General features: G+C 71.9%; 18 protein-coding genes and 1 tRNA gene. 12 read left to right on the top strand and 7 right to left on the bottom strand.

The window, feature by feature from the left end; genetic code table 11:
• The first annotated feature begins 16 nt into the window (after positions 1-16).
• The 4 genes from QQX10_RS06530 to QQX10_RS06515 all read left to right on the top strand — a co-directional run bounded on the left by QQX10_RS06530 (position 17) and on the right by QQX10_RS06515 (position 4,375).
• Positions 17-574 carry an LURP-one-related/scramblase family protein gene (locus QQX10_RS06530; protein ID WP_301119189.1) on the top strand — a complete coding sequence of 186 codons (558 nt, stop codon included), beginning with the start codon at positions 17-19 and terminating at the stop codon, positions 572-574.
• A gap of 1 nt (position 575) precedes the next feature.
• On the top strand, positions 576-3,128 hold the full coding sequence (locus QQX10_RS06525; RefSeq protein WP_301119187.1) for a phage holin family protein: 2,553 nt from the start codon (positions 576-578) through the stop codon (positions 3,126-3,128).
• A gap of 33 nt (positions 3,129-3,161) precedes the next feature.
• A tRNA-Gly gene (locus QQX10_RS06520) sits at positions 3,162-3,235 on the top strand.
• 207 nt (positions 3,236-3,442) lie between these two features.
• Entirely contained in the window at positions 3,443-4,375 is a 933-nt protein-coding gene (locus QQX10_RS06515) for a DUF4349 domain-containing protein (RefSeq protein WP_301119185.1), read from the top strand.
• Here the strand turns inward: QQX10_RS06515 and QQX10_RS06510 are convergent.
• The 4 genes from QQX10_RS06510 to QQX10_RS06495 all read right to left on the bottom strand — a co-directional run bounded on the left by QQX10_RS06510 (position 4,372) and on the right by QQX10_RS06495 (position 9,009).
• A complete protein-coding gene (locus QQX10_RS06510) occupies positions 4,372-4,920 on the bottom strand; it encodes a DUF5317 family protein (protein ID WP_301119183.1) in 549 nt (182 codons plus the stop codon). The genes QQX10_RS06515 and QQX10_RS06510 overlap by 4 nt on opposite strands.
• 2 nt (positions 4,921-4,922) lie before the next feature.
• Entirely contained in the window at positions 4,923-6,974 is a 2,052-nt protein-coding gene (locus tag QQX10_RS06505; RefSeq protein ID WP_301119181.1) for a putative bifunctional diguanylate cyclase/phosphodiesterase, read from the bottom strand.
• Between the two features lie 291 nt (positions 6,975-7,265).
• Positions 7,266-8,441 (bottom strand): MFS transporter, encoded by a 1,176-nt coding sequence (locus QQX10_RS06500; RefSeq protein ID WP_301119179.1) that lies wholly within the window; start codon positions 8,439-8,441, stop codon positions 7,266-7,268.
• 4 nt (positions 8,442-8,445) lie between these two features.
• A complete protein-coding gene (locus tag QQX10_RS06495) occupies positions 8,446-9,009 on the bottom strand; it encodes a hypothetical protein (RefSeq protein WP_301119177.1) in 564 nt (187 codons plus the stop codon).
• A gap of 598 nt (positions 9,010-9,607) precedes the next feature.
• Here QQX10_RS06495 and QQX10_RS06490 point away from each other — a divergent pair.
• Positions 9,608-10,990: a UTP--glucose-1-phosphate uridylyltransferase gene (locus QQX10_RS06490; protein WP_301119175.1), complete on the top strand. Its 1,383-nt coding sequence runs from the start codon at positions 9,608-9,610 to the stop codon at positions 10,988-10,990.
• A gap of 54 nt (positions 10,991-11,044) precedes the next feature.
• Positions 11,045-11,890 carry a hypothetical protein gene (locus tag QQX10_RS06485; protein WP_301119173.1) on the top strand — a complete coding sequence of 282 codons (846 nt, stop codon included), beginning with the start codon at positions 11,045-11,047 and terminating at the stop codon, positions 11,888-11,890.
• Positions 11,891-11,902: 12 nt separating this feature from the next.
• Here the strand turns inward: QQX10_RS06485 and QQX10_RS06480 are convergent, their stop codons facing one another.
• On the bottom strand, positions 11,903-13,753 hold the full coding sequence (locus tag QQX10_RS06480) for a bifunctional copper resistance protein CopD/cytochrome c oxidase assembly protein (protein WP_301119171.1): 1,851 nt from the start codon (positions 13,751-13,753) through the stop codon (positions 11,903-11,905).
• A gap of 70 nt (positions 13,754-13,823) precedes the next feature.
• Between QQX10_RS06480 and QQX10_RS06475 the strand changes: the two genes are divergently transcribed.
• Entirely contained in the window at positions 13,824-15,545 is a 1,722-nt protein-coding gene (locus QQX10_RS06475; protein WP_301119169.1) for an MDR family MFS transporter, read from the top strand.
• A 210-nt stretch (positions 15,546-15,755) separates the two neighbouring features.
• On the opposite strand, the gene QQX10_RS06470 is transcribed toward QQX10_RS06475, so the two are convergent.
• Complete coding sequence (locus tag QQX10_RS06470) at positions 15,756-16,781, bottom strand: DUF2332 domain-containing protein (RefSeq protein WP_301119166.1); 1,026 nt, start codon at positions 16,779-16,781, stop codon at positions 15,756-15,758.
• Positions 16,778-17,245: a hypothetical protein gene (locus QQX10_RS06465; RefSeq protein WP_301119164.1), complete on the bottom strand. Its 468-nt coding sequence runs from the start codon at positions 17,243-17,245 to the stop codon at positions 16,778-16,780. The genes QQX10_RS06470 and QQX10_RS06465 overlap by 4 nt, the downstream gene beginning before the upstream one ends.
• Before the next feature lie 182 nt (positions 17,246-17,427).
• Between QQX10_RS06465 and QQX10_RS06460 the strand changes: the two genes are divergently transcribed.
• From QQX10_RS06460 to cysC, 5 genes are read left to right on the top strand one after another with little or no spacing between them, the layout of a single operon-like run.
• Positions 17,428-18,183, top strand: a complete 756-nt coding sequence (locus QQX10_RS06460; RefSeq protein WP_301119162.1) for an inositol monophosphatase family protein — start codon at positions 17,428-17,430, stop codon at positions 18,181-18,183.
• Positions 18,180-19,085: a sulfate adenylyltransferase subunit CysD gene (gene cysD / locus QQX10_RS06455; protein WP_301119160.1), complete on the top strand. Its 906-nt coding sequence runs from the start codon at positions 18,180-18,182 to the stop codon at positions 19,083-19,085. Before QQX10_RS06460 ends, cysD begins: the two co-directional genes overlap by 4 nt.
• The gene (gene cysN, locus QQX10_RS06450; protein ID WP_301119158.1) at positions 19,085-20,332 is read left to right on the top strand and encodes a sulfate adenylyltransferase subunit CysN; all 1,248 of its coding nucleotides are present in this window, start codon (positions 19,085-19,087) and stop codon (positions 20,330-20,332) included. The genes cysD and cysN overlap by 1 nt, the downstream gene beginning before the upstream one ends.
• A gap of 12 nt (positions 20,333-20,344) precedes the next feature.
• Entirely contained in the window at positions 20,345-21,286 is a 942-nt protein-coding gene (locus QQX10_RS06445) for a sulfite exporter TauE/SafE family protein (RefSeq protein WP_301119156.1), read from the top strand.
• 1 nt (position 21,287) lies between these two features.
• Positions 21,288-22,397, top strand: coding sequence for an adenylyl-sulfate kinase (gene cysC, locus QQX10_RS06440; protein ID WP_301119154.1), 1,110 nt, complete (start codon positions 21,288-21,290; stop codon positions 22,395-22,397).

Below are 22,397 nucleotides of genomic sequence, written 5' to 3'. Positions count from 1 at the left end.
GTTCTAGGGTGAACGCATGACCGCTCACTACCTGATCAGGCAGCGCATCACGCTCGGCGTCAACCGCTACGAGCTGTGGACCTCCGACGCGAGCTGGGCTCCGGTCACCGAGCTGGCCTTCGCGCAGCAGAAGCGCATGAAGCTCAAGGAGGAGGTGCCGTTCTTCGCCGACGACTCGAAGCAGGCGGTGCGGTTCAGCCTCAAGGCGCGCAACGTCATGGACGTCGCCTCGGTGGTGGACGTCGTCGACGTGGACGGCAGCGTGATCGGGTCCTTCAGCAAGGACTTCAAGAAGTCGCTGCTCATCTCCACCTGGTACGTCGACCAGCCCGGGCTGCCGCGCGCGATCGGCCAGGAGGTCAGCCAGCTGTACGCGATCGTCCGCCGCATCGGCTTCGAGTTCGTGCCCTACGACTTCCTGTTCACCGCGGAGGACACCGGGCAGCCCGTGATGAGCATCGTCCGCAAGTGGGGCGTGCGCGATGCCTACCGGATCACCGTCGAGGACGAGCGCTACGACGCCCGCCTGCTGCTCGCGATGGCCACCGGCCTCGACTTCCTGCAGAACCGCTGAGATGAGCCGCACCGACGCCCCGGCCGCCCCTGAACGGATCGCTCGGCCCGGGCCCGTGGTGGCGCTGGTGGCGCTGACCTGGCTGAGCGCGTTCGCCGCGATCGCTGCGTCGGCGCTGGCCATCGTGGCGCTGGCCGCGATCACCGACCCCGCCGACGCGACGGGTGACGACCGCGCCACGCTGATGGCGGCGGCGATCGTGACCGGCGCGGCGGCAGCGGCCCTCGTGGCTCTGGCGATCGCGCTCTGGCGCGGCTCGAACACCGCGCGGGTGCTGCTCACCGCCGTTCTCGCGTTCCGGATCGTCCAAGACCTGTACGTCGCGTCCTCAGGCGGGAACTGGGCGGCTGCCGCGCCGTCGATCGTCGGGGCGGCGCTCAACCTCGCCCTCGCGTGGAGCCCGAGGGCGAACGCATGGTTCCAGCCTGAGCGCGAGCGCCAGCTCGCCGACGCGCTCGGCCTCGAGCGCCGCACCGTCCGCTGGCGCCTCAAGCGCGCCACGGAGCTCGCGGTGCAGGCGCTCGTGGTGTGGGCCACCATCGGCCTGACCCCCGGCATCTCGGCGGATGGCTGGGCGGCGGCGCTCGGCGCTGCGGTGTCCGTCGCGATCGTGACCTGGCTGCTGCGGCCGCTGTGGCTGAAGGTGGCGAGCCGCTTCGGCTGGGCCGGCGCGCTGGTCGCCGCCTTGCTCGGCAACGCCGTCACCGTTGGCGTGGCGCTGTGGATCGCGCCCGGCGTGGACGTCTCCAGCCCCGGGTGGGCGCTGATCGCCTCGTGGATCTTCGCGGCGCTGATGACCCTGGTGACCTGGCTCTTCACTGCGAGCTCCTACGACTACCTGCTCGTGCATGCCGCGCGCATGAGCCTCGACGACGCGGCCCAGCCCGCGGACGACGCCGAGGGGGTCCTGTTCATCCAGCTCGACGGCGTCTCCGCGCCGCTGCTCGAGCAGGAGATCCGCGCCGGCAACCTGCCGACCATCACCCGGTGGCTGCGGTCGGGGACCCATGCCCGCACCGAGTGGACCGCGGGCATCCCGTCGACCACACCGGCCTCCCAGTCCGGCATCCTGCAGGGCTCCGCCGAGGGGATCCCCTGCTTCCGCTGGTGGGACCGTGAGCTCGGTCGCTTCATGGCCGCCAACCAGCCGAACGACGCCGCCGACATCGAGGCGCGGACGTCGAGCGGTTTCGGCCTGCTCGCCGACGACGGGGTCTCGATCTCGAACCTGTTCTCCGGCGACGCGGCCCGGTCCTACCTCACCGTGAGCGGCCTGCGCAGCGGCGATCGCCAGGTGGGCGCCTCGCGGTCGTACGCCCACTTCTTCACGCACCCCGCGGGCCTCGCGCGCGCCGTTCCCCGCACGATCGGCGAGATGCTCAAGGAGGTGTGGCAGGCGCGACGCCAGGAGTGGCGCGGAGTCGAGCCGCGCGTGCACCGCGGCGCCGACTACGTGGCGCTGCGCGGCGTCACCAACGTGCTGCTGCGCGACCTCAACGTCGCGCTCGTGATCGAGGCGATGATGGATGGCGCCAAGTCCATCTACGTGGACTTCGTCGACTACGACGAGATCGCCCACCACGCCGGCGTCACCCGCCCCGAGTCGCTCGCGTCCCTCTACGGCCTCGACACCGTCCTGCGGACCTTCGAGCAGTTCATCGCGCGCGGCATCGCGCCCCGCGACTACCGCATCGTCCTGGTCTCGGACCACGGGCAGAGCCAGGGCGCGACCTTCCTGCAGCGCTACGGCATCTCGCTGGAGGACTTCGTGCGGGAGCGCACCGGGGGGCGTGCGGTGACGGCGCCGCGGGACGAGGCGGAGGACGGCGGGCCCGCGCGTCTCCTGGTACGCCAACTCGCGGAGCAGGACTCGGTCACCGGCCGCGTGGCCCGCCGGGCGATGCGGCGCCGGGACGATGCGGGGGGCGAGCAGGACTCGCGCGTCGCCTCCGGTGACGGCCCGGGACTGGCCGTGGTCGGCTCGGGCAACCTGGGCGGCATCTGGTTCACGGACTCCCCGACGCGGCTCACCCTCGCGGACCTCGAGGAGCAGCACCCGGGCCTGATCGAGTCGCTCGCGACGCACCCCGGCGTGGCCTTCGTGGTGGTGCAGGCGGGGACGGGCCCCGTCGCGATCGGGCCCCGCGGCCTCCACCGCCTTGCCACCGGCGAGGTGGAGGGCGAGGATCCCCTCGAGGGCTTCGGCCCGCACGCGCGCCGCGACTTCCTCCACGTGTCGCACTTCCCCTCCGCCCCGGACATCTACCTCAACTCCGCGTACGACGCCTCGCTCGACGAGGTGATGGCGTTCGAGGAGCTCGTGGGCTGCCACGGCGGCCTGGGCGGATGGCAGACGCGGGCGCTGCTGGTCCACCCCGCGGACTGGTCCGTCGACGCCGACCTGGTCGCCGAAGACGGTCACCTGCACACGGCGGAGAACCTCCACCGGCAGCTCGTGAGATGGCTCGAGGGCCTCGGGCATCGGGCCGGGATGCCGTCCGATGCGGAGCGCCACGGGGCGGCGGCTGTCGAGGAGCCGGCGGAATCCCCCTAGAATGGGTCACGCACCGCCGCTCAGGCGGGGCGCGCGGGTGTAGTTCAATGGTAGAACTTCAGCTTCCCAAGCTGATAGCGCGGGTTCGATTCCCGTCACCCGCTCCACCAGCCGAAGGCCCCTCCGCGGAGGGGCCTTTCACCTTCTCGGGCCGCCCGCGACCCAAGCCGTGCGAGATGGAGGATCCGCGCACGGGAACGGCCGCTCGTGTGCACCGATCCTCCATCAGGGCACAAGGCATCCCATTCCACGCGTAGGACCGGCGGCGGCCCAACGGTCCGCGCCGCGCCGAGCGTCATCCTTGTATGAGCACCGTGAGCACGCACGCACATCCGCCGCGACCGCTGCTGCGCTGGGCGGCGATCCTCTGCGCCGTGCTCGCGGTCGTGTGGGCGCTCACCGGCTGCACGTCGGGCTCGTCGGACTCCTCGGAGGGCGGGGCCGTCGGCGGCGACGCCGCATACGACCAGGGCGCGCCCGCAGAGGCCGAGGACTCCGCGGACGGCAGCACGGCGTCCAGCGCCGACACGGCGGGCGAGGACCGTGCGTTGATCGTGACCGGCTCCATGTACGTCACGGTCGAGGACCCCATCGCGGCCGCGGATCGCGCCGCCGCCATGGTCGAGTCCGCGGGGGGTCGGATCGACGCGCGCAGCGAGCGGGCGGCGACCGAGTACGACGGCGGATCCGCGTGGCTCACGCTGCGGATCCCCCAGGAGCGGCTCGACGCCGTGGTCGACGACCTGCGCGGCCTGGGGACGGTCGACGAGTACTCCACCACCTCCGCCGACGTCACCCGCGAGGTCCAGGACCTCGAGGCGCGGATCTCGACGCTGCGCGCGTCGACCGAACGGATCGCGGCGCTGCTCGGCGAGGCCGAGAAGATCGCGGACATCATCACTCTCGAGAACGAGCTCGCGAGCCGTCAGGCCGAGCTCGAGAGCCTCGAGGCCTGGCAGCGCGGGCTCGACGACCAGGTGGCGATGTCCACGATCGAGCTGTCCCTCACCACCGAGCCGGTGGTCGTGGTCGACGATGCTCCGCGGTCGTTCTGGGCCGGGGTGGTCTCCGGCTGGGACGCCCTGGTGGGCTTCCTCACGGGGGCGCTGGTGATCACCGGCGTCGTCCTGCCCTGGCTCGCCGCCGCCGGCGTGATCGTCATCGCGGCCTGGCTGGTGCTCCGCTCGCGGCGCGCCCGGAGGCGGGACGTGGCCCCCGCATCGTCCGAACCGCCGTCCGCCCCCTAGTCTCGGGCGGCCTCGGGCGACGTGGCCGACCGTCCGAGCCGGCGGGTCCCGGCCCACGCCGCGATCACCACGCCCGCGACGATCAGCACGTCGCCGACCGAGAACGTGTTCGCGAGCGGGAGCGGCGCCGGCCAGGCGAACACGTCGCCGAGCCACGGCAGCACCGGGTCCGCGACCACCGCGGAGTTGGCGAACTCGTGCTCCCGGTCGAGACCGGCGGCCTCGATCGCCGCGGCCGAGGCGGGCAGCACCCCGCCGTTGAGCGCGATCGTCGCGCCGTTGAGCAGGGCGCCTGCCCCCACGACGAGGACGCCGGGCGCGGCCCTGTTGAGCCACGCGAACACGAGCGCGGCGACGTAGGTGCCGACGTGGAGGATCTCCGCCCACGGCTCGGGCAGCGCGACGTCGATCACCACGATCTGCGTGAGCAGCGCCGCCCACACCAGGATCGGCCAGCGCCAGCTGCGCAGCAGCAGGCCTGCGGGCCAGCGCCCCGCCACGAGCGGGGACGCGACAGCGATCAGGCACAGCGCGAGGATCAGCACCGTCAGGCGCCCTCGCCCGGGACGGCGGCTCCCTCGAGGCGCGCGGTGAGGACCTCGGCGAGCTCGGGACGGCCCAGGTGGTAGCCCTGACCGATGCCGCAACCGAGCGCGCTCAGCGCCTCCGCCGTCGCCTGGTCCTCGATGCCCTCGGCGACCACACGCAGACCGAGAGCGGTCGCGAGCGCCACCGTCGAGCGGGCGATCGCGTGGTCGTGCGAGTCCCGCACCACGTTGCTCACGAAGGACCGGTCGATCTTGAGCTCGTCGACGCGCAGGCGCTTGAGATGCGTGAGCGAGGAGTTGCCGGTGCCGTAGTCGTCGATCGAGATCTCGACGCCCTGGCCCCGCAGCGCGCGCACGACCACCTCGGCGCGGAAGGGATCGGTGAGGATCCCCGTCTCGGTCACCTCGAGCACCAGCGCACCCGGCGGGAAGTCGTGACGCGCGAGGGCCGCCGCGACCTGGTCCGGGAGATCCAGGTCGGACAGGTGGCGGGCGGAGAGGTTCACGGCGATGCGGATGCGGTGGCCCTCCGCATGCCAGGCGGCGGCCTGCGCGAGCGACGTGTCGAGCACGAAGGCGGTCAGCGGCACGATCAGGCCGGAGCTCTCGGCGAGGGCGATGAAGTCGTCGGTCGGCACCAGCCCCCGCGTCGGGTGGGTCCACCGCACCAGCGCCTCCGCGGCGACCACCTTGCCCGAGGCGAGCTCGACCTGCGGCTGGTACACCACGTGGAGCTCCTGGGCCTCGAAGGCCGCGCGGAGATCGGCGAGCAGGCGGAGGCGGTCGACCGTGCGGCGGTCGAGCTCCGGCGCGTACGTGCTCACCCGGTCGCGCTCGACCTTGGCGTGGTACAGCGCGATCTCCGCGTGCTTCATCAGCTCCTCGCGGGTGTCGCCGTGCTCGGGCGCCGTCGCGACGCCGACGCTGGCGCGCATGAGGAGGTCGAGCTCGTCGGTGTGGAGCGGTTCGTCGAGCGCCGCGAGGAGGTCGCGCGCGACACGCTGCGCGGCGTCCACGCCACCCTCGACCACCACCGCGTACTCGTCGCCGCCGATGCGGTAGACGGGAGAGTCTCCCGGAACCCCCGCCTCGAGCCGCTCGGCGACGCTCACCAGGATGTGGTCGCCCACTCCGTGGCCAAGGGTGTCGTTGACGTCCTTGAAGTGGTCGAGGTCGAGCATGACCAGGGAGGTCTCGGGCCGGGTCTTGTCGTGTCGAGCCAGCACCCGGTCGAGCGTCCGTTGCAGCTGGGTGCGGTTGCGCAGGTTCGTCAACGGGTCGTGCGCCGCGTCGTGGGCGTATCGGGCGGCGACGGTCGCCGACAGGTGGGCCGCGACCACGGGCGCGACCAGCAGGATCAGTGCCAGGACGCCGTCGTCGGCGACGACGGCCGCGATGCCGCCGATGCTCACCAGGACGGCGTGGATCAGCAGCGTGAAGCCCTTCTCCTCGCTGAGCACGGTGAGGAAGCGCTCGCGGAACGCGAGCGAGATGACGCCCGCGACCAGCACCCAGTTCACGGCGACCATCACCGCGCCGGCGACCAGAAGCGCCAGGATGTCGCTGCCATGGACCGCCGCGGGTCCGCCGAAGAACGGCACGCCGGTCAGCGCGGCGAACACGGCGCGCGCGGCCATCACGGAGAGCGCGTACTGGGCGGTGTTGAAGAGCGACTTCTTGAGCGGCCGCTTGCTGAGCGCGTCGTCGGTGAGGCTCGCGATCGCCTGGACCACCACGGCGATTCCTCCGCCCGCGACCGCGAGCAGCGCGAGCACGAAGGGCGCCGAGGTCGACAAGGTGCGCACCTCGGAGGTGTCACGGACCAGGCGGACGGGCCGCACCTCGCCGATGATCGCCCCGACGGCGAGCACGAGCGCGGGCCACAGCACCACCTGGCTGAATACGTCGCTCCACGGTGTGAGCACCGTGACCGCGACGATTCCTACGAGCCCCAGCGCCGTGACCGCTGCGACGTAGGCATCAAGAGCAGAGGACGGGCCCGGGCGTGAGTCCCGGGCGCCGTCCTCGCCCACGGCGGGGGTCAGTTCCACTTATACCCGGCGCCGACCACCACAGCGACGGCGACGAGGGTGCCGGCGCTGGCCGACACCTTGACGATCGCGCTGTTCTTCATTGCAGTCCACTTGCTCACTTCGGTCTCCTTCGGTGCGTTGGTGGTGACGACGAATCCGCACCGCCCCGCTTCCCGAGTGCTGAAGGTTCCCGGGACCTGGGGTGGCCGGCGACGCCGCCACCATCTGTATCGGCCGCCACGGCGGCGACCATGACCCATAGTGTCGTCTCGTCGGGTCGCTGAAAAGGGATTCCTCGGGCTTCGTCCGTTATGTGGCTTTTGGCCCCGGATCCCGTCCCGTGCCGGCCGCGATCCCGACCCCGATCTGCAGCAGCGCGGCCGTCAGCAGCATGACCAGCACCGGCGTCCAGCCTCCCGTGAGCTCGCCGAGCACGCCGGCCGCGACGGGCCCGACGGCCGCGAGCGCATACCCGAGGGACTGCGCCATGCCGGATAGCTGGGTCGCCTCGGCGGCGGTACGACCGCGCACGCTCATCAGCGTCAGCGACACGACCAGCGATGCGCCCGACCCGATCCCGGTGATGGCGACCCACACGAGGATCAGGTCCGGAGCGAGCAGCATCCCCGCGAGTCCGGTCACCAGGGTGAGGGCGCCTGCGACCGCCGCCGCCCGCTGCGAGTCGGGGCGCATCAGCGACGGGACCGCGAGCCCGCCGACGATGCCGACGATCTGGAAGACGAACAGGTGGACGCCCGCGGTGTGCTCCGAGTAGCCGGCCGCGACCTCGATGGTCGGGAGCCAGGTCACCAGCACGTAGAACGTCGTGGCCTGGAGCCCCATGTACAGCGTGACCAGCCACGCGGTCGGCGAGCGCCACACGGTGGCGTGCGCGAGATCCGGCTCGGGCACCGCCGCGGCGACGTGGCGCCGACGCGAGCGCACCCACCAGACGACGGTCACCGCGGCCGCGAGCAGCGCCCACGCGCCCAGCGCGAGGCGCCACCCTCCGACGTCCGCGAGGGGGACCGCCACGGCCGCGCCGACCGCCGCGGAGCCCGCGATGAACGCCGAGTAGAGGCCCGTCGCCCAGGACACCCGTCCGGGGAAGTCCCCCTTGACCACCACCGGGACCAGGACGTTGCTGATCGCGATGGCGGCCCCCAGGACGAGCGTGCCGATCCACAGCCCCGCCTGTCCCGTCCACGAGCGGAGGATGATCCCGGCGGTCAGCCCGACGAGCGCCCACAGCAGCGTGCGCTCGACGCCACCGCGCGCGGACAGCCGGTGGACCAGCGGCGAGACGACCGCGAAGGCGATCAGCGGCAGCGCCCCAAGGAGTCCGAGCCCTGCCTCTCCGAGACCCAGGTCGTCACCGATCCGCCCGAGCACGGGCCCGACCGCGGTGATCGCGGGCCGCAGGGTGAGCGCGACCAGGAAGATCGCGAGGGCGGCGACGGGCGGCCGCCGCGCGGTCCCGTTCACGGCCTCAGCCGGCCGGGCAGGAGTCGATCAGGCCCTCGGTCGCCGAGAAGGCCACCGCGGAGGAGGTGCCGCCGTCGTACGTGAGGGTGAGGCACCACGCGTAGGGCTCCGGGTCCAGGACGGTGACGCCGCGAGCCTCGAGCTGGTCGAGCTCCGACGGGATCGCGAGGCCGTCGACCTCGTAGCCCGTGTCGGTGAGGGACACGGGCGTCGTCGCGCCCGCGTGAGCCGCCGACCAGTCCACGAGGGCGTTGCCGACCTTCACGACGTCGACCTTCGCGTGGGCGTCCTGCGCGACCTGCGGCGCCTCCGACAGGGCGTAGGCGACGCCGATCGCGGTGCCGGCGACGATGCCGACGGCACCGAGGATGGTGCCGGCGAGCGGCCAGCTGCGACGGGACGCCTTGCCCGAGCGGTAGCGGGCGAGCCCGATGAGCCCGAGGATGAGAGCGAGCGGTGCGAGCGCGAGGGCCCCCGTCACGAACGCGGCGATCCCGACGCCGTTGCCGCCGCTCTCGCGCGGCGCCTCCGCGGCGTGCTCCGCTGGGCTCTCGGCGGTCTGCGTCATGGGTCCTCCCAGGGGTTCGGGCCCAGTCTGGCACGGCGTGTCGGGCGCATGGCGAAGGCCCCCCGGAATTCGGGTCCGGGGGGCCTTGCCGAGTGCACTTGAGTCCGCGAAGTCCACACGTCGCGGCGACGCCCCAAGGCCGACCTCCCGGGCCCGTCAGCCCCTGTGCCGTCACCCACAGGTCTCGCCTGCCCACGGGGGTGGGGCAGGCGGATGCGGACCGCCGTTGTCCGGGAAGTCCGATCCGGGAGCTCCGTCGGCGACGTCCCTGGCGCCGGTGGAGAGGTCCCCCATCGGTGCTCAGGCCCGTCACGGGGAACGCTCTCACGCCCCCCGCCGAACCGGTGCGACCCGTCTCGAATGACACGTTTCTACTCGGGTGCCGGGCGCGCCGCAAGGCGTGGAAGGGGGTCGATTCTCATCCACCGGATCCCCACATCGTTATCCACGGTGTCCCCGCACGACCAACGGTGTTTTCACACACCTGTGGACAGAATCTGTGGAGAAGTCGGCGGTCGCGCGGATGCCCAGGCGACGTTCGCTCGTTGTTCATCGGGGTCCTGGACCCGTGCCCGGTCCCACGCCCTAGGCTGGACCTATGACCGCACCTGGACTTCTCGCTGCGCAGGCCAAGATGAGGGACGCCGGGGTCGACCAGACCGCGATCGACGTCTTCTCGCATTATTTCGGAGAGCTGGAGGCCGGCGCGACCGGCCTGATCCTCGAGGACACGATCGAGCCGCTGACGGACCCGCCTCTGCTCGCGGACGTCGCGATCGACGAGGCGGCCGCGAACGAGGCGTTCGCGAGGACGGCGATCATCCGCCTCAACGGCGGGCTGGGCACGTCGATGGGCATGGACCGCGCCAAGTCGCTGCTGCCGGTGCGCGACGGCAGGAGCTTCCTGGATCTGATCGTCGAGCAGGTCCGGCACGCCCGTCAGGCCACCGGGGCCCCGCTGCCGCTGATCCTCATGAACTCGTTCCGCACCCAGGAGGACTCGCTCAACGCGCTGAGCTTCCACCCCGACGTCGCCGTCGACGGCCTGCCCGTCGATTTCCTGCAGAACCAGGAGCCCAAGCTGCTCGTCGACGGCCTGATGCCCGTCGACTGGCCCGCGGACCCCACCCTCGAGTGGTGCCCCCCGGGTCATGGCGACATCTACACCGCGCTGCTGGGCTCCGGGATCCTCAAGGCGCTGCTGGACGCGGGCTTCAAGTACGCCGCGACCGGCAACTCGGACAACCTCGGCTCGGTCCCCTCGCCCACGATCGCGGGCTGGTTCGCCGCCTCGGGCGCTCCCTACGCCGCCGAGCTGTGCCCGCGCACCGCGGCCGACCGCAAGGGCGGCCACCTCGCGGTCCGCAAGTCCGACGGCCGCCTGATCCTGCGCGACACCGCGCAGACCGCGCCCGAGGAGATGCACTACTTCACCGACGAGTTCCACCACCCGTACTTCCACACGAACAACCTGTGGTTCGACCTCGAGAAGCTCTACGCCGCCCTGACCGAGCGCGGAGCCGTGCTGGGGCTGCCCCTGATCCGCAACGTCAAGAACGTCGATCCGACCGACGGTTCGAGCCCCGAGGTGTTCCAGATCGAGACCGCGATGGGCGCGGCGATCGAGGTCTTCGAGGGCGCCACGTCGATCGTGGTCGGCCGCGACCGCTTCCTACCGGTGAAGACCACCAACGACCTGCTGCTGCTCCGGTCCGACGCATACGACCTGGGTGAGGACGGCGGACTGCGGCTCGCCGTCGACAAGGCCCCGCTGGTCGACCTCGACTCGCGCTTCTACAAGACCATGGCCAAGTTCGAGGCCCGCTTCCCGCACGGCGCCCCCTCGCTGCGCGGCGCGACCTCGCTCACCGTGAAGGGCGACTGGACCTTCGGCGCCGGCGTGGTCTGCCGCGGCGACGTGACGCTCGAGGACACGGGCTCGGCCGAGGTGATCCCCGACGGCACGGTGCTGGAGGGCTGACGTCGGCATGAGGTCGTGGCCCGGCGGCTCCGCGATCGGCCGCCGGGGCCAGCGGTGAGCGCGGGCCCACGGTCGCTGCTCGATCTGCGGCGGGTGAACCGCCGCGAACCGACGTGGCTGGTGTCGCTCGTGCAGCCGCAGCTCAACGGTGGCCGGCTCGATCCCCGGGACCTCGCCCAGCTCGACGAGCGGCCCGAGGCGACGGCGCTCCGGGTCAGCGGGCTCGACCAACGCACGTTCGAGCTCATGGTCGCGGAGCACGGATCGCGGTTCAGCGCGCTCGACCTGTGGAAGTGCCCGCGCATCGCGGACCTGAGCCCGCTCGAGGACTTGCCCCACCTGCGGCTGGTGTCAGCATTCTGGAACCAGCGAAGCGCTCACCTGTGGGACCTTTCCCGCACCCCCGCGCTCGAGGGTCTCCATCTGACCGACTTCATCAAGCTGCGCACCCTCGACGATGTCGCCTGCGGCGCCTCCCTGAACGAGCTCGAGGTCGAAGGTGGCAACTCCAGCCCGGTCACGGTCGACACGTACGAGCCGGTAGGAGCGTTGACCGGGCTGCGCTCGCTGAGCCTCGGCGCGACGCGCCCTCGCGACGGCCGGGTCGAACCCCTGGGAGCGCTCGTGGGGCTCGAGCGCCTCACCCTCCCCTCCAACATCTTCACCTGGCGGCAGCTCGCCTGGCTGAGTGCTCGCCTGCCGTCCGCCGTCGAGGCCGCGAGCCTGCGCCCCTACCGCCGCCTTGGCCACGCGCTAGGCGGTCACGACACGCTCCTGATGGGCAAGCGGCAGCCCTTCGTGAGCTGGGACGCCGACCAGCGACGCATCCAGGCGCATACGGCTCGGTTCGAGGCCGCGGTCGCCGAGTTCCGTGCGGACCCGCTCCTCGGCCCGGGCTGAGCCCGGCGCCGCTCAGCGCTCCTGGGCGACGTCCTGCTCGGCGGTGCGCGCCAGCATCTCGTTGTAGGCGCGCAGCTCCGCGTCGTGGTCACGGTCGGCCTGCCGGTCCTTCCGGCGGGTCTCCTTCGCGTCCGCGCGACGCCACGCGGTGACGATCCCGATCGCGAGCAGCAGCACCGGCAGCTCGCCGATCCCCCAGGCGATCTGACCGCCGTACTGCTGGTCGGTGATGGCGTCGGGCCCCCAATCACGGCCCATGAGACCGAACCACGTGGGCGCCAGCAGCACGGTCGACATCATGAGCGAGACGCCGAAGAAGGCGTGGAACGCCATGGTCGAGAAGAGCAGGACGATGCGCAGGGGGTAGCGCGGGCGGGTCGGCCCCGGGTCGATCCCCACGAGCGCGTTGACGAAGAGATACCCGACCACCGTGAAGTGCAGGATCATCCACAGGTGGCCGGCGTGGTTGCGCAGCGCGAACTCGAACAGCGGCGAGTAGTAGAAGGCCACCAGGAAGGCCGCGAAGCTCACGGCGGCCACGATCGGGTTGGCCCAGAACCGCATCCATCGCGACTCCACCACGGCCCGGATCCACTCGCGCGGGCCCACCGAGCCGTCGCGGCGCGGCTCGATCGCCCGCAGCGCGAGCGTGATGGGCGCGGCGAACGTCAGCGGCACGGGCGCCACCATCACCAGCAGCATGTGCTCGACCATGTGCGAGCTGAAGGCGACCATCCCGTAGATCGAGGGAGCGCCCTGGGTGATCCACAGCATCAGGACGATGCCGGCGAGCCAGTTGGCGGTCCGGTACCAAGGCCACGCGTCCCCCCGGCGGCGGAGCACGGCGACTCCGCGGAGGTACAGGACCGCGAGCGCGACCAGCACGAAGGCGCTGATGATCTCGAGTCGCCACTGCACGATCCAGTTGAGCGCGCTGGGGGCCGGAGGAAGCTCGTAGCCGGTGAGGAAGTAGGCGGGGCTCGGCTCCTCGACGGGCTCGATGGGGATCGGCGGCGCGGTCGATGCCAGCACCGCCGCCACGGTCACCACCGCGACGAGCGCGCCGACGTCGATCATCATGACCCGCCAGAAGCGCTCCCTCACCTGACGCTCCGACAGCCGCGGCAGGGACACCCGGCGGTGGAGCACCGCGAGCGCGACCGCGACCGACATCAGCCCGATCTTGAGCAGCAGGAGCCTGCCGTAGGTCGTGGTGACCAGCTCCGCCGGAGAGCTCAGCCGGATCCATCCGTTGGCGGCGCCCGAGACGATCAGCACCGCCGCCGCCCACACCGCGAGGCGCGAGGCGCGACGCACCGCGGCCTTCGCATCGTCGCCCAGCGGCCCCCGCAGCAGGAGCATGGCGCCGATCACGCCCAGCCAGATCGCGGAGCCCGCCAGGTGGAGGAACATCGCCGAGGTCGCGAGGTGGTGGTCCGCGGCTCCCGCGGCGTGCCCGGTCTGCGCGAGCCAGCCGAGCGCCCACAGGACGGGCACGAGCGACCAGGCTGCGACCGTCGGGGTGCGCACGAGCGTGCACAGGACGGACGCGACCAGCCCGGCAGCGAGCACCTGGAGATAGGCGGCCAGCAGATCGACCGACTGCGAGTAGCTCCACCACTCCTCGATGAACCGTGAGGCGTCGGGCAGCTCGCCGCGGATCGACGCGTAGGTCGCCATCGAGTGTCCGAGCGCGGAGAGCACCCAGACGATCGAGCCGACGCGCGCGATCATGGCGGCCCGGTCGACCGCGGCGTGGCCGCGCGGCAGCACCCCGGCGATGATCAGCAGCGCTCCCGCGGTCATCGCGATCGAGACGTCCCGCAGCCCCGCGGCGACGGTCACGAGCAGCTCGGCGGACATGGCTCCCAGCGTAGGGCGCGCGTAGGCTGACGCTGTTCGCCCCCCGGTGCCTCACCCGCGAGAGGTCCCCATGCCCGCACCCTCCCCGTTGCTCAGCCGCCGCCAGATCAACCTCATCGTCGGCGGCCTGGTGGTCGGCATGTTCCTCGCGGCGCTCGACCAGATGATCGTCGCGACCGCGATCCGGACCATCGGTGACGACCTGAACGGGCTCACGCTGCAGGCCTGGGTCACCACGGCGTACCTGATCGCGTCGACCATCTCCACACCGCTGTACGGCAAGCTCTCCGACATCTACGGGCGCAAGCCGCTGTACGTGATCTCGCTGAGCCTGTTCGTGCTCGGCTCGCTCCTCTGCGGCACCGCGGGCGACATGTACCAGCTCGCGGGCTATCGGGCGCTTCAGGGCCTGGGGGCGGGCGGCCTGATGGCGCTGGCCCTCATCATCGTCGGTGACATCCTCAGCCCGCGCGAGCGCACCAAGTACCAGGCCGCGTTCTTCGGGGTGTGGGGCATCGCATCGGTGCTGGGCCCCGTGCTCGGCGGCTTCTTCGCCGGTGCCGACGCGATCCTGGGTGTCGCCGGCTGGCGATGGATCTTCCTGCTGAACGTGCCGCTGGGGCTCATCGCGCTCGCCGTGATCCTGCGCGTGCTCCACGTGCCGCACTCGCCGCATCATCCGCGCATCGACTACTGGGGCGTCGCCGCGCTGATCACCGCGATCGTGCCCATGCTGCTCGTGGTGGAGCAGGGGCGCTCCTGGGGGTGGACCTCGCCGAGCGTGCTGGCGCTGGCGGCGTTGTCGGTCGTGGGCATCGCGGGATTCGTCGTGGCCGAGCGGGCGGCGCAGGACGATGCGCTCCTGCCCCTGAGGATGTTCCGCAACCGCACGGTCGCAGTGTCGACGGGGCTCAACTTCGTCATGGGCTTCGCCATGTTCGGGGGGATGGCGGGCCTGCCGCTGTACCTCCAGATCGCCAAGGGCATGGAGCCCACGCAGGCGGGGCTGGCGATGCTGCCGATGATGACCGGCATCATGGCGATGGCGGGCTCGGCCGCGCCCATCATCCACCGGACGGGCCGGTACAAGCCGTTCCCCGTGGTCGGCGGGACCCTGCTGGTGGTCGCTGGGCTGGTGTTGTCGCGGCTCGAGGCGGAGAGCTCGATGTGGTTCTTCAGCCTCGGCGCGTTCCTGTTCGGACTCGGGCTCGGCGGCATCATGCAACCCGTGATGCTCGCCGTGCAGAACGCGGTCGAGCCCCGCGACATGGGCGCCGGCTCGGCGTCGGTCATGTTCTTCCGGCAGATCGGCGGCTCCCTCGGGACCGCGATCTTCCTGTCGATCCTCTTCTCCTCGGTCACGGGGGACATCGCGGAGGAGTTCGAGGTCGCGGCTCAGACGCCCGAGTTCCAGGAGGTGGTCGCGGACCCGGCCACGCTGGAGAACCCCGTGAACGCGCAGGTGCTCGCGGTGGTGCAGAGCGGGTCGCTGGACGCCGCCGACGGGCTGTCGCTCGATGACACGTCGTTCCTGTCGGAGCTCGACCCGGTGCTCGCGGCGCCCTTCCGTGCGGGCTTCGCGGACGCGATCGCGAACGTGCTGCTGATGACCTCGCTCTTCTCGATCCTGGGGCTCGCGCTGGCGATCGCGCTCCCCCAGCTGCCCCTGCGGGAGAAGTCCGGGCTCGAGACCATGCGCGACGGCGACCACGCCATCGGCGGAGGGGCGGCAGCGGACGATGCGGACCGGACGGAGGGCGCGGACCTGCCCGAGGGCGACCGCAGCCCCTGACCGGCGTCCCGCGCGGCGGCCCGGGGACCATCGGCGCCGACGCTCCCGTATTCATGCACGAGCAGACATGGGTGGGTGCACACGCGTCGGTCGGTCCATGCGCGCGGGTGCGTCGGCGCAGGCCCGTGCGTTCCCGCATGAATTCGGGAGCGTCACCGATGGTGCCCTCCACCACCGCGGAGGCCCTCGGGCGACACCGCCGGGCGCGGATCAGGGAGCGTCGTACCAGGCGCCGTGAGCGTGCGCGAGGGCGACCGTCTCCGCGGTCGTGTACCGGGGACCCACCCGCACCTCGGTGATGCCGTCTCCCCGGGGCTCCATCCCGATCCGCACCACCGGACGGGTCCGCGCGGCCTCCTCGACCGCATCGTCGATAGCCTCGCGCACCCCCGCGGGCGCCTGATAGAGCGCCACGGTGTGCCATACGACCGTCGGACCCGGCGGCAGGCCGGCGAGCGTCGGGCCCAGCACCTCGGCCGCGTCGCCGGCGATCATCCTGACCTCCGTCTCGCCGCGCAGGGCGACGGCCGCGCGCAACCGGTCGAGGCGCGCGGTCTGCTCGGGCCATACGAGCGCCTCGAGCCACGCGACGTTCTCGGGGTGGTCGAGGGCCACCGGCGCGAGGTCGACCCCGGTGCGCGACGCGATCACGGGAACGCTCGCCGGCACCGGCGGGCCGCCGCGACGATGACCGGGAAGCGTGAACGGACCCTCGCCGAGCCGGGCGGCGCCGTAGTCGTACGCGACCCGGTCCATCAGCAGGTTCAGCCCGGCCGCCGCGCCGACGTCGACGGCGTGCACCGCACCCCACCCACGGCTCGCGACCTCGGCGGCGACCACGGGCAGGAGCGCGGCGCATCGGCCGACCTCGTTGGTCTGGGTCGTCCTGGAGCGCGCGATCGCCAGGATCTCCCCGTGGCGGGCGAGGGCGAACCGCCGGAACACCCCGTACGGGTCCCCGTCGTGCACGGCACGGCCACCCCCGAGGCGCGGGTACCAGGCCGCGAGCGCATCGTCGGGAGCGAGCAGCAGCTGCACCGCGGCGAAGAGGACGTTGAGCGGCGGCGTCGAGCGGATCTGCGCCACCACCGCGAGCAGCTCCGGATCGTCGGCGATGCGCGTCGCGTAGAGGAGGTAGAGAGGGGAGTCCGCCGCGGCCGGCGCCCACGCGCGCACCGCCTCCGCGACGGCGCCGAGCTCGGCGGCGTCACCCGCGTGCCACAGACGGTCGGTCAAGCAGTGCCGCCGACGAGCGCGCCGACCAGCGCGATCACGTACGCGTAGAGCGCGACCACTCCGACGATTCCGAGGATCGACAGGACCAGGCCCGTGACGGCGAGACCGCGGTTGGTGGCGAGGCCCCGGCGCACCGAGGTCAGCGCCATCGCGGACAGCACGATCCCACCGATCCCGAGGCCGATCACCCCGAGCAGCGGGACGAATCCCAGTCCCACCCACGCGGCCGCGGCCCCCGCGGCCGCGAGACCGCCCAGGATCACGCCGATCAGCGCGCGGCTGTTGTGCGTGGAGGAGGCGAGGGGAGCAGCCGCGGCCGGCCACGTGCCGGCGGCCGGGGCGGCGTCGGGCACGCCCCGCGCGGACTCCGGACGGGCGGGCGGCATCCCCACCCACTCGTCCGGGAGCGAGAGGGGACCGCCCTCGGCTGAGGGCGTCCGCGGGTCGTCGGGCGTCGTCGGCATGGCGCACTCCTTCGGCCGGTTGCCCTCACCCTATCGATCGGAGCGGGCGGCCCCGGGGATGCCCGCGCGGCAGGCGCCGGGACGCCTCGGTGCGGCGACCGGTGCGCGCGACGGCCAGGCGGACCGTTACCGTTGTCCCGACGATCCGTGACGACGATGGGATGCGACCGATGGAACAGGCCATGCGCGACGACTCCGCGCTGGGGGTGATGCTGGCGCGCGCTGCGGGCGAGGAGCTGCTGCGGGTGCGCGAGGTGTCGGGCCTGGAAGGTCGCGCCTTGGGCGACGCCGGGGATGCGGCCGCGCAGGCGCTGCTGGCGGGCCTGCTGGCGGAGCACCGCCCGGGCGACGCGGTGCTGAGCGAGGAGGCGAAGGACTCGGCGGCACGCCTGGCGGCGGATCGCGTGTGGATCATCGATCCGCTCGACGGCACGCGGGAGTACTCGGAGGGCCGCGCGGACTGGGCGGTGCACGTGGCGTTGTGGGAGGCGGGCGAGCTGGTGTTCGGCGCGGTCGCGATCCCCGGGGAGGACCTGGTGCTCGACTCGTCGTCGGTCGCCGCGGTGCCGGCGGGCGCTCCCGATGCTCCCGTGCGGCTGGCGGTGTCGCGGTCGCGTCCACCGGCGGTGACGGAGCCGGTGCGTGCCGCGTTGAACGCCGAGCTGGTGCCGATGGGCTCGGCCGGCGTGAAGATCGCGGCGGTGGTGCGCGGTCAGGTCGAGGCGTACGTCCATGCGGGCGGCCAGTATCAGTGGGACTCCGCGGCGCCGGTCGCGCTCGCGCGAGCGGCTGGTCTTCACACGTCGCGCATCGACGGCTCGCCCCTTGTCTACAATGGCGCAGATCCCTATCTTCCGGATCTGGTGGTGTGCCGTCCGGATCTGGCCGGACCGATCCTCGCGGCGGTGGCCGGCGAGCGCGACGGAGGAACCGCATGACGTCCCAGAACACTCTCAGCCAGCTCGATGCGCTCGAGGCCGAGGCGATCCACATCGTGCGCGAGGTCGTGGCGCAGATGGAGCGGCCGGCGCTGCTGTTCTCCGGCGGCAAGGACTCGATCGTGCTGCTGCACATCGCGCTGAAGGCGTTCGCGCCGGCGCGGCTGCCGATGCCGGTGGTGCACATCGACACGGGTCACAACTTCCCCGAGGTGCTCGACTACCGCGACCGGATCGTGGAGCAGTACGACCTGCAGCTGGTGGTCGGGTCGGTGCAGGCCGCGATCGACAAGGGAACGGTCCGCGAGGAGCCCAACGGGTCGCGCAACCGGATCCAGACGCCGGTGCTGCTGGAGACCATCGAGTCGAACAGGTTCGACGCGTGCATGGGCGGAGCCCGCCGCGACGAGGAGAAGGCCCGCGCGAAGGAGCGCGTGTTCTCCTTCCGCGACGAGTTCGGCCAGTGGGATCCGCGCAACCAGCGTCCCGAGCTGTGGTCGCTGTACAACGGCCGCGTCCACCAGGGCGAGTCGATCCGGGTGTTCCCGCTGTCGAACTGGACCGAGCTGGACATCTGGGACTACGTCGCGTCGCGCGAGATCGAGGTCCCCTCGATCTATCTCGCGCACGAGCGCGACGTGTTCCACCGCGGCGGGATGTGGATGGCCGCGAACGAGTTCTGCCAGCCGCGCGAGGACGAGATGATCGAGCGGCGCACGGTGCGCTACCGCACCGTCGGCGATGCGACGCTGACCGCCGCCGTGCTGTCCGACGCGGACACGGTGGACAAGATCATCGCGGAGACCGCGGCGACGCGGCTCACGGAGCGGGGTGCCACCCGCGGCGACGACCGGGTGTCGGAGGCCGCGATGGAGGACCGCAAGAAGGAAGGGTACTTCTGATGGATCTGCTGCGATTCGCCACGGCCGGCTCGGTCGACGACGGCAAGTCCACCCTGATCGGGCGCCTGCTGTACGACAGCAAGTCGATCTTCGAGGACCAGCTGGAGTCCGTCGAGGCCGCGTCGAAGGCCCGTGGCACGGAGTACACGGACCTCGCGCTGCTCACCGACGGCCTGCGCGCCGAGCGTGAGCAGGGCATCACCATCGACGTGGCGTACCGCTACTTCGCGACCCCGAGGCGCAAGTTCATCATCGCGGACACCCCCGGGCACCAGCAGTACACCCGCAACATGGTCACGGGCGCCTCCACGGCGGACCTGGCGATCATCCTGGTCGACGCCCGCAAGGGCATGACGGAGCAGTCGCGCCGCCACGCCACCATCGCGTCGCTGCTGCGGGTCCCCCACCTGGTCCTCGCGGTGAACAAGATGGACCTGGTCGGCTGGGACGAGGCCGTCTTCAACGACATCTACGAGGAGTTCTCGCAGTTCGCGTCGAAGCTCGATGTGCCCGACCTGACGGCGATCCCGCTGTCGGCCCTGCTGGGTGACAACGTCGTGGACCGGTCGGTGAACATGCCGTGGTACGACGGCGCGTCGCTGATGCACCACCTCGAGCACGTCCACATCGCGTCGGACCGCAACCTGCAGGACGTGCGCTTCCCGGTCCAGTACGTGATCCGGCCGATGCGCAACGACGTCCACGACTACCGCGGCTTCGCGGGACAGGTCGCCTCGGGCATCCTCAAGGTCGGCGACGAGGTGATGGCGCTGCCGTCCGGCATGACGTCGAAGATCGCCGCGATCGACGGCCCCTCGGGCCCCCTCGAGACGGCCCAGCCGCCGCAGTCGGTCACGGTGCGCCTGGAGGACGAGATCGACGTCTCGCGTGGGGACATCCTGTGCCGGGTGGGCAACCACCCCGAGCCGACCCAGGACGTCGACGCCACCATCTGCTGGATGGACGCCGAGCCGCTCGTGGTCGGCAAGAAGTACGGCATCCTCCACACCACGCGGATGGCCCGCGCGATGGTCAAGGACATCGCGTACGAGCTTGACGTCAACACCCTGCACCGCGACCCCGACGCCACCCAGCTGGGCCTGAACTCCCTGGGCCGCATCAAGCTGCGCGTCACGTCGCCGCTGCTGGTCGACGACTACGCCGACAACCGCGCCACCGGCTCGTTCATCCTGATCGACGAGTCCGCGAACCGCACGGTCGGCGCGGGCGTCATCCGTCACAGCTAGGAGCCCTCCCGCATGGACCCGGCACTGCTGGCCGTCGCGTTCGGCATCGGCATCGTGGTCGGGCTCACCGGCATGGGCGGTGGCGCCCTCATGACCCCGGTGCTCGTGCTGTTCTTCAACATCCCACCGCTGACGGCGGTGTCCTCCGACGTGGTCGCCTCCGCCGCCATGAAGCCGGCGGGCTCCTGGGTGCACTGGCGCAACGGCACCGTCAACTGGACGCTCGTGAAGCTGCTGGTCGGAGGCTCGGTACCGGCCGCGTTCCTGGGCGTGCTGATCGCCCACTGGATCGGCCCCGGGCCCGAGGTGCAGGCCTTCATCAAGCACGCCCTGGGCTACGTGCTCATGGTCTCCTCCGCCGGCCTGCTCGCCCGCGCCTACCTTCGTCTGCGCGAGCGCGCCCAGTCCCGCGACGGCAAGGGCTCCCCCCTGCCCAAGGAACGCCCCGAGGTCATCGCCCGCCCCATCCCGACCATCATCGTCGGCGTCGTCGGCGGCCTCATGGTCGGCCTGACGTCCGTCGGGTCGGGCTCCCTCATCATCGTCGCCCTGATGGCGCTGTACCCGACCCTCAAGGCCTCCCAGCTCGTCGGCACCGACCTGGTCCAGGCCGTTCCGCTCGTGTTCGCGGCGGCCATCGCGCACCTCATCTTCGGCGACGTCGACTGGTCCGTCACCTGGCCCATCATCATCGGCTCCATCCCGGGCGCCTACATCGGCGCGCACATCTCCTCGCGGGTCTCCGGCGGCATCGTCCGCCGCGCCCTCGCGATCGTGCTCATGATCGCCGGGCTCAAGCTCATCGGCGTGTCCAACGAGTGGACCCTGGTCGCCCTGGCCGTCGCGCTCGTCGGCGGCACCCTCGCGTGGGGCCTGATCCGCCGGTCCCTGGGGTTCTCGTTCTTCATCCACCAGGACAAGCGCCGCAAGACCCGGCCCACCAAGGGAGACTGACGTGCAGCTCAGGCTGACCCGCACCCAGCTCAACGAGCTCGAGCTCATCCTCGCCGGCGCCTACGGCACCCGGCCCCGCTACCACCTGCCCACGGTCGCCGGGCACGTCGCCACCCTCCTCATCCGCGACGTCACCGCGGGCCGCCAGATCGAGCTGCTCGACACCGAGACCACTCCCATCGCGGTGATCGAGGTCGACGAGTCCACCACCACCGACCGAGGCACCTGGGTCGCCGGCACCGTCACCGCCCTGCGCGAACCCGCGACCCCGCCGTTCGCGCCCCTGCGCCCCGGACCGGGTCGCCCCCTGCTCGACCACGCCGTCCTCGCCGTCGGCCACGACCACGTCCCCGGCGACGAGCCCGTCATCCACCTCGACGCCGGCGACCCCGAGGCGCTGTCACGCGCGGTCCACACCGCCCAGCGCGACCGACGCACCGTCCGCGTCCTGCCCGAACCCGCCGCCGAGCACCTCGACGGCGACGCCCGCATCGAGCTCCTCAGCCACCTCGCCGAGGTCACCACTGCCGGCCACGTCACCGTGTCCCGACGTCAGCGCGCGCCCCGAGGCAACGGCCTCGTCGTCCTCTTCACCGGCCTGTCCGGCTCCGGCAAGTCCACCATCGCCCGCCAGCTCACAGGCCGCCTGCGCGCGGAGACCCACCAGCGCGTCACCCTCCTCGACGGCGACGAGGTCCGCGCCATGCTCTCCTCAGGACTGGGCTTCTCCCGCGCCGACCGCGAGCTCAACGTCCGCCGCATCGGCTGGGTCGCCTCCCAGCTCGCCGCCCACGGCGGCATCGCGATCTGCGCCCCCATCGCCCCGTACCGGTCCATGCGCGACGAGGTCCGCACCATGGCCGAGCGCGCCGGCAGGTTCGTCCTGGTCCACGTCGCCACACCCCTCGAGGTGTGCGAGGCACGCGACCGCAAGGGCCTCTACGCCAAGGCCCGCGCCGGCGAGATCGCCGAGTTCACCGGCATCTCCGACCCCTACGAGGACCCCACCGACGCCGACGTCACCGTCGGCGCCCACGGCGAGTCCATCGAGGAATGCACCGAGCAGGTCCTCGCCGCCATCACCGGCGGCGTCGGCAGCTACATCATCTGA

Source organism: Demequina lignilytica (assembly GCF_030418305.1).
In the GTDB taxonomy this organism is placed as follows: Bacteria; Actinomycetota; Actinomycetes; order Actinomycetales; family Demequinaceae; genus Demequina; species Demequina lignilytica.
The sequence above is the reverse complement of the archived record's forward strand: the minus strand, read 5'-3'. Positions and strand labels throughout refer to the sequence as shown.

What these genes read in the sequence shown, in the direction of transcription:
- QQX10_RS06530 (WP_301119189.1), top strand. Translation starts at nt 17, where the DNA reads ATGACCGCTCACTACCTGATCAGGCAGCGCATCACGCTCGGCGTCAAC.
- QQX10_RS06525 (WP_301119187.1), top strand. Translation starts at nt 576, where the DNA reads ATGAGCCGCACCGACGCCCCGGCCGCCCCTGAACGGATCGCTCGGCCC.
- QQX10_RS06495 (WP_301119177.1), bottom strand. Translation starts at nt 9,009, where the DNA reads ATGACGCAGACCGCCGAGAGCCCAGCGGAGCACGCCGCGGAGGCGCCG.
- QQX10_RS06490 (WP_301119175.1), top strand. Translation starts at nt 9,608, where the DNA reads ATGACCGCACCTGGACTTCTCGCTGCGCAGGCCAAGATGAGGGACGCC.
- QQX10_RS06480 (WP_301119171.1), bottom strand. Translation starts at nt 13,753, where the DNA reads ATGTCCGCCGAGCTGCTCGTGACCGTCGCCGCGGGGCTGCGGGACGTC.
- QQX10_RS06475 (WP_301119169.1), top strand. Translation starts at nt 13,824, where the DNA reads ATGCCCGCACCCTCCCCGTTGCTCAGCCGCCGCCAGATCAACCTCATC.
- QQX10_RS06465 (WP_301119164.1), bottom strand. Translation starts at nt 17,245, where the DNA reads ATGCCGACGACGCCCGACGACCCGCGGACGCCCTCAGCCGAGGGCGGT.
- QQX10_RS06460 (WP_301119162.1), top strand. Translation starts at nt 17,428, where the DNA reads ATGCGCGACGACTCCGCGCTGGGGGTGATGCTGGCGCGCGCTGCGGGC.
- cysD (WP_301119160.1), top strand. Translation starts at nt 18,180, where the DNA reads ATGACGTCCCAGAACACTCTCAGCCAGCTCGATGCGCTCGAGGCCGAG.
- cysN (WP_301119158.1), top strand. Translation starts at nt 19,085, where the DNA reads ATGGATCTGCTGCGATTCGCCACGGCCGGCTCGGTCGACGACGGCAAG.
- QQX10_RS06445 (WP_301119156.1), top strand. Translation starts at nt 20,345, where the DNA reads ATGGACCCGGCACTGCTGGCCGTCGCGTTCGGCATCGGCATCGTGGTC.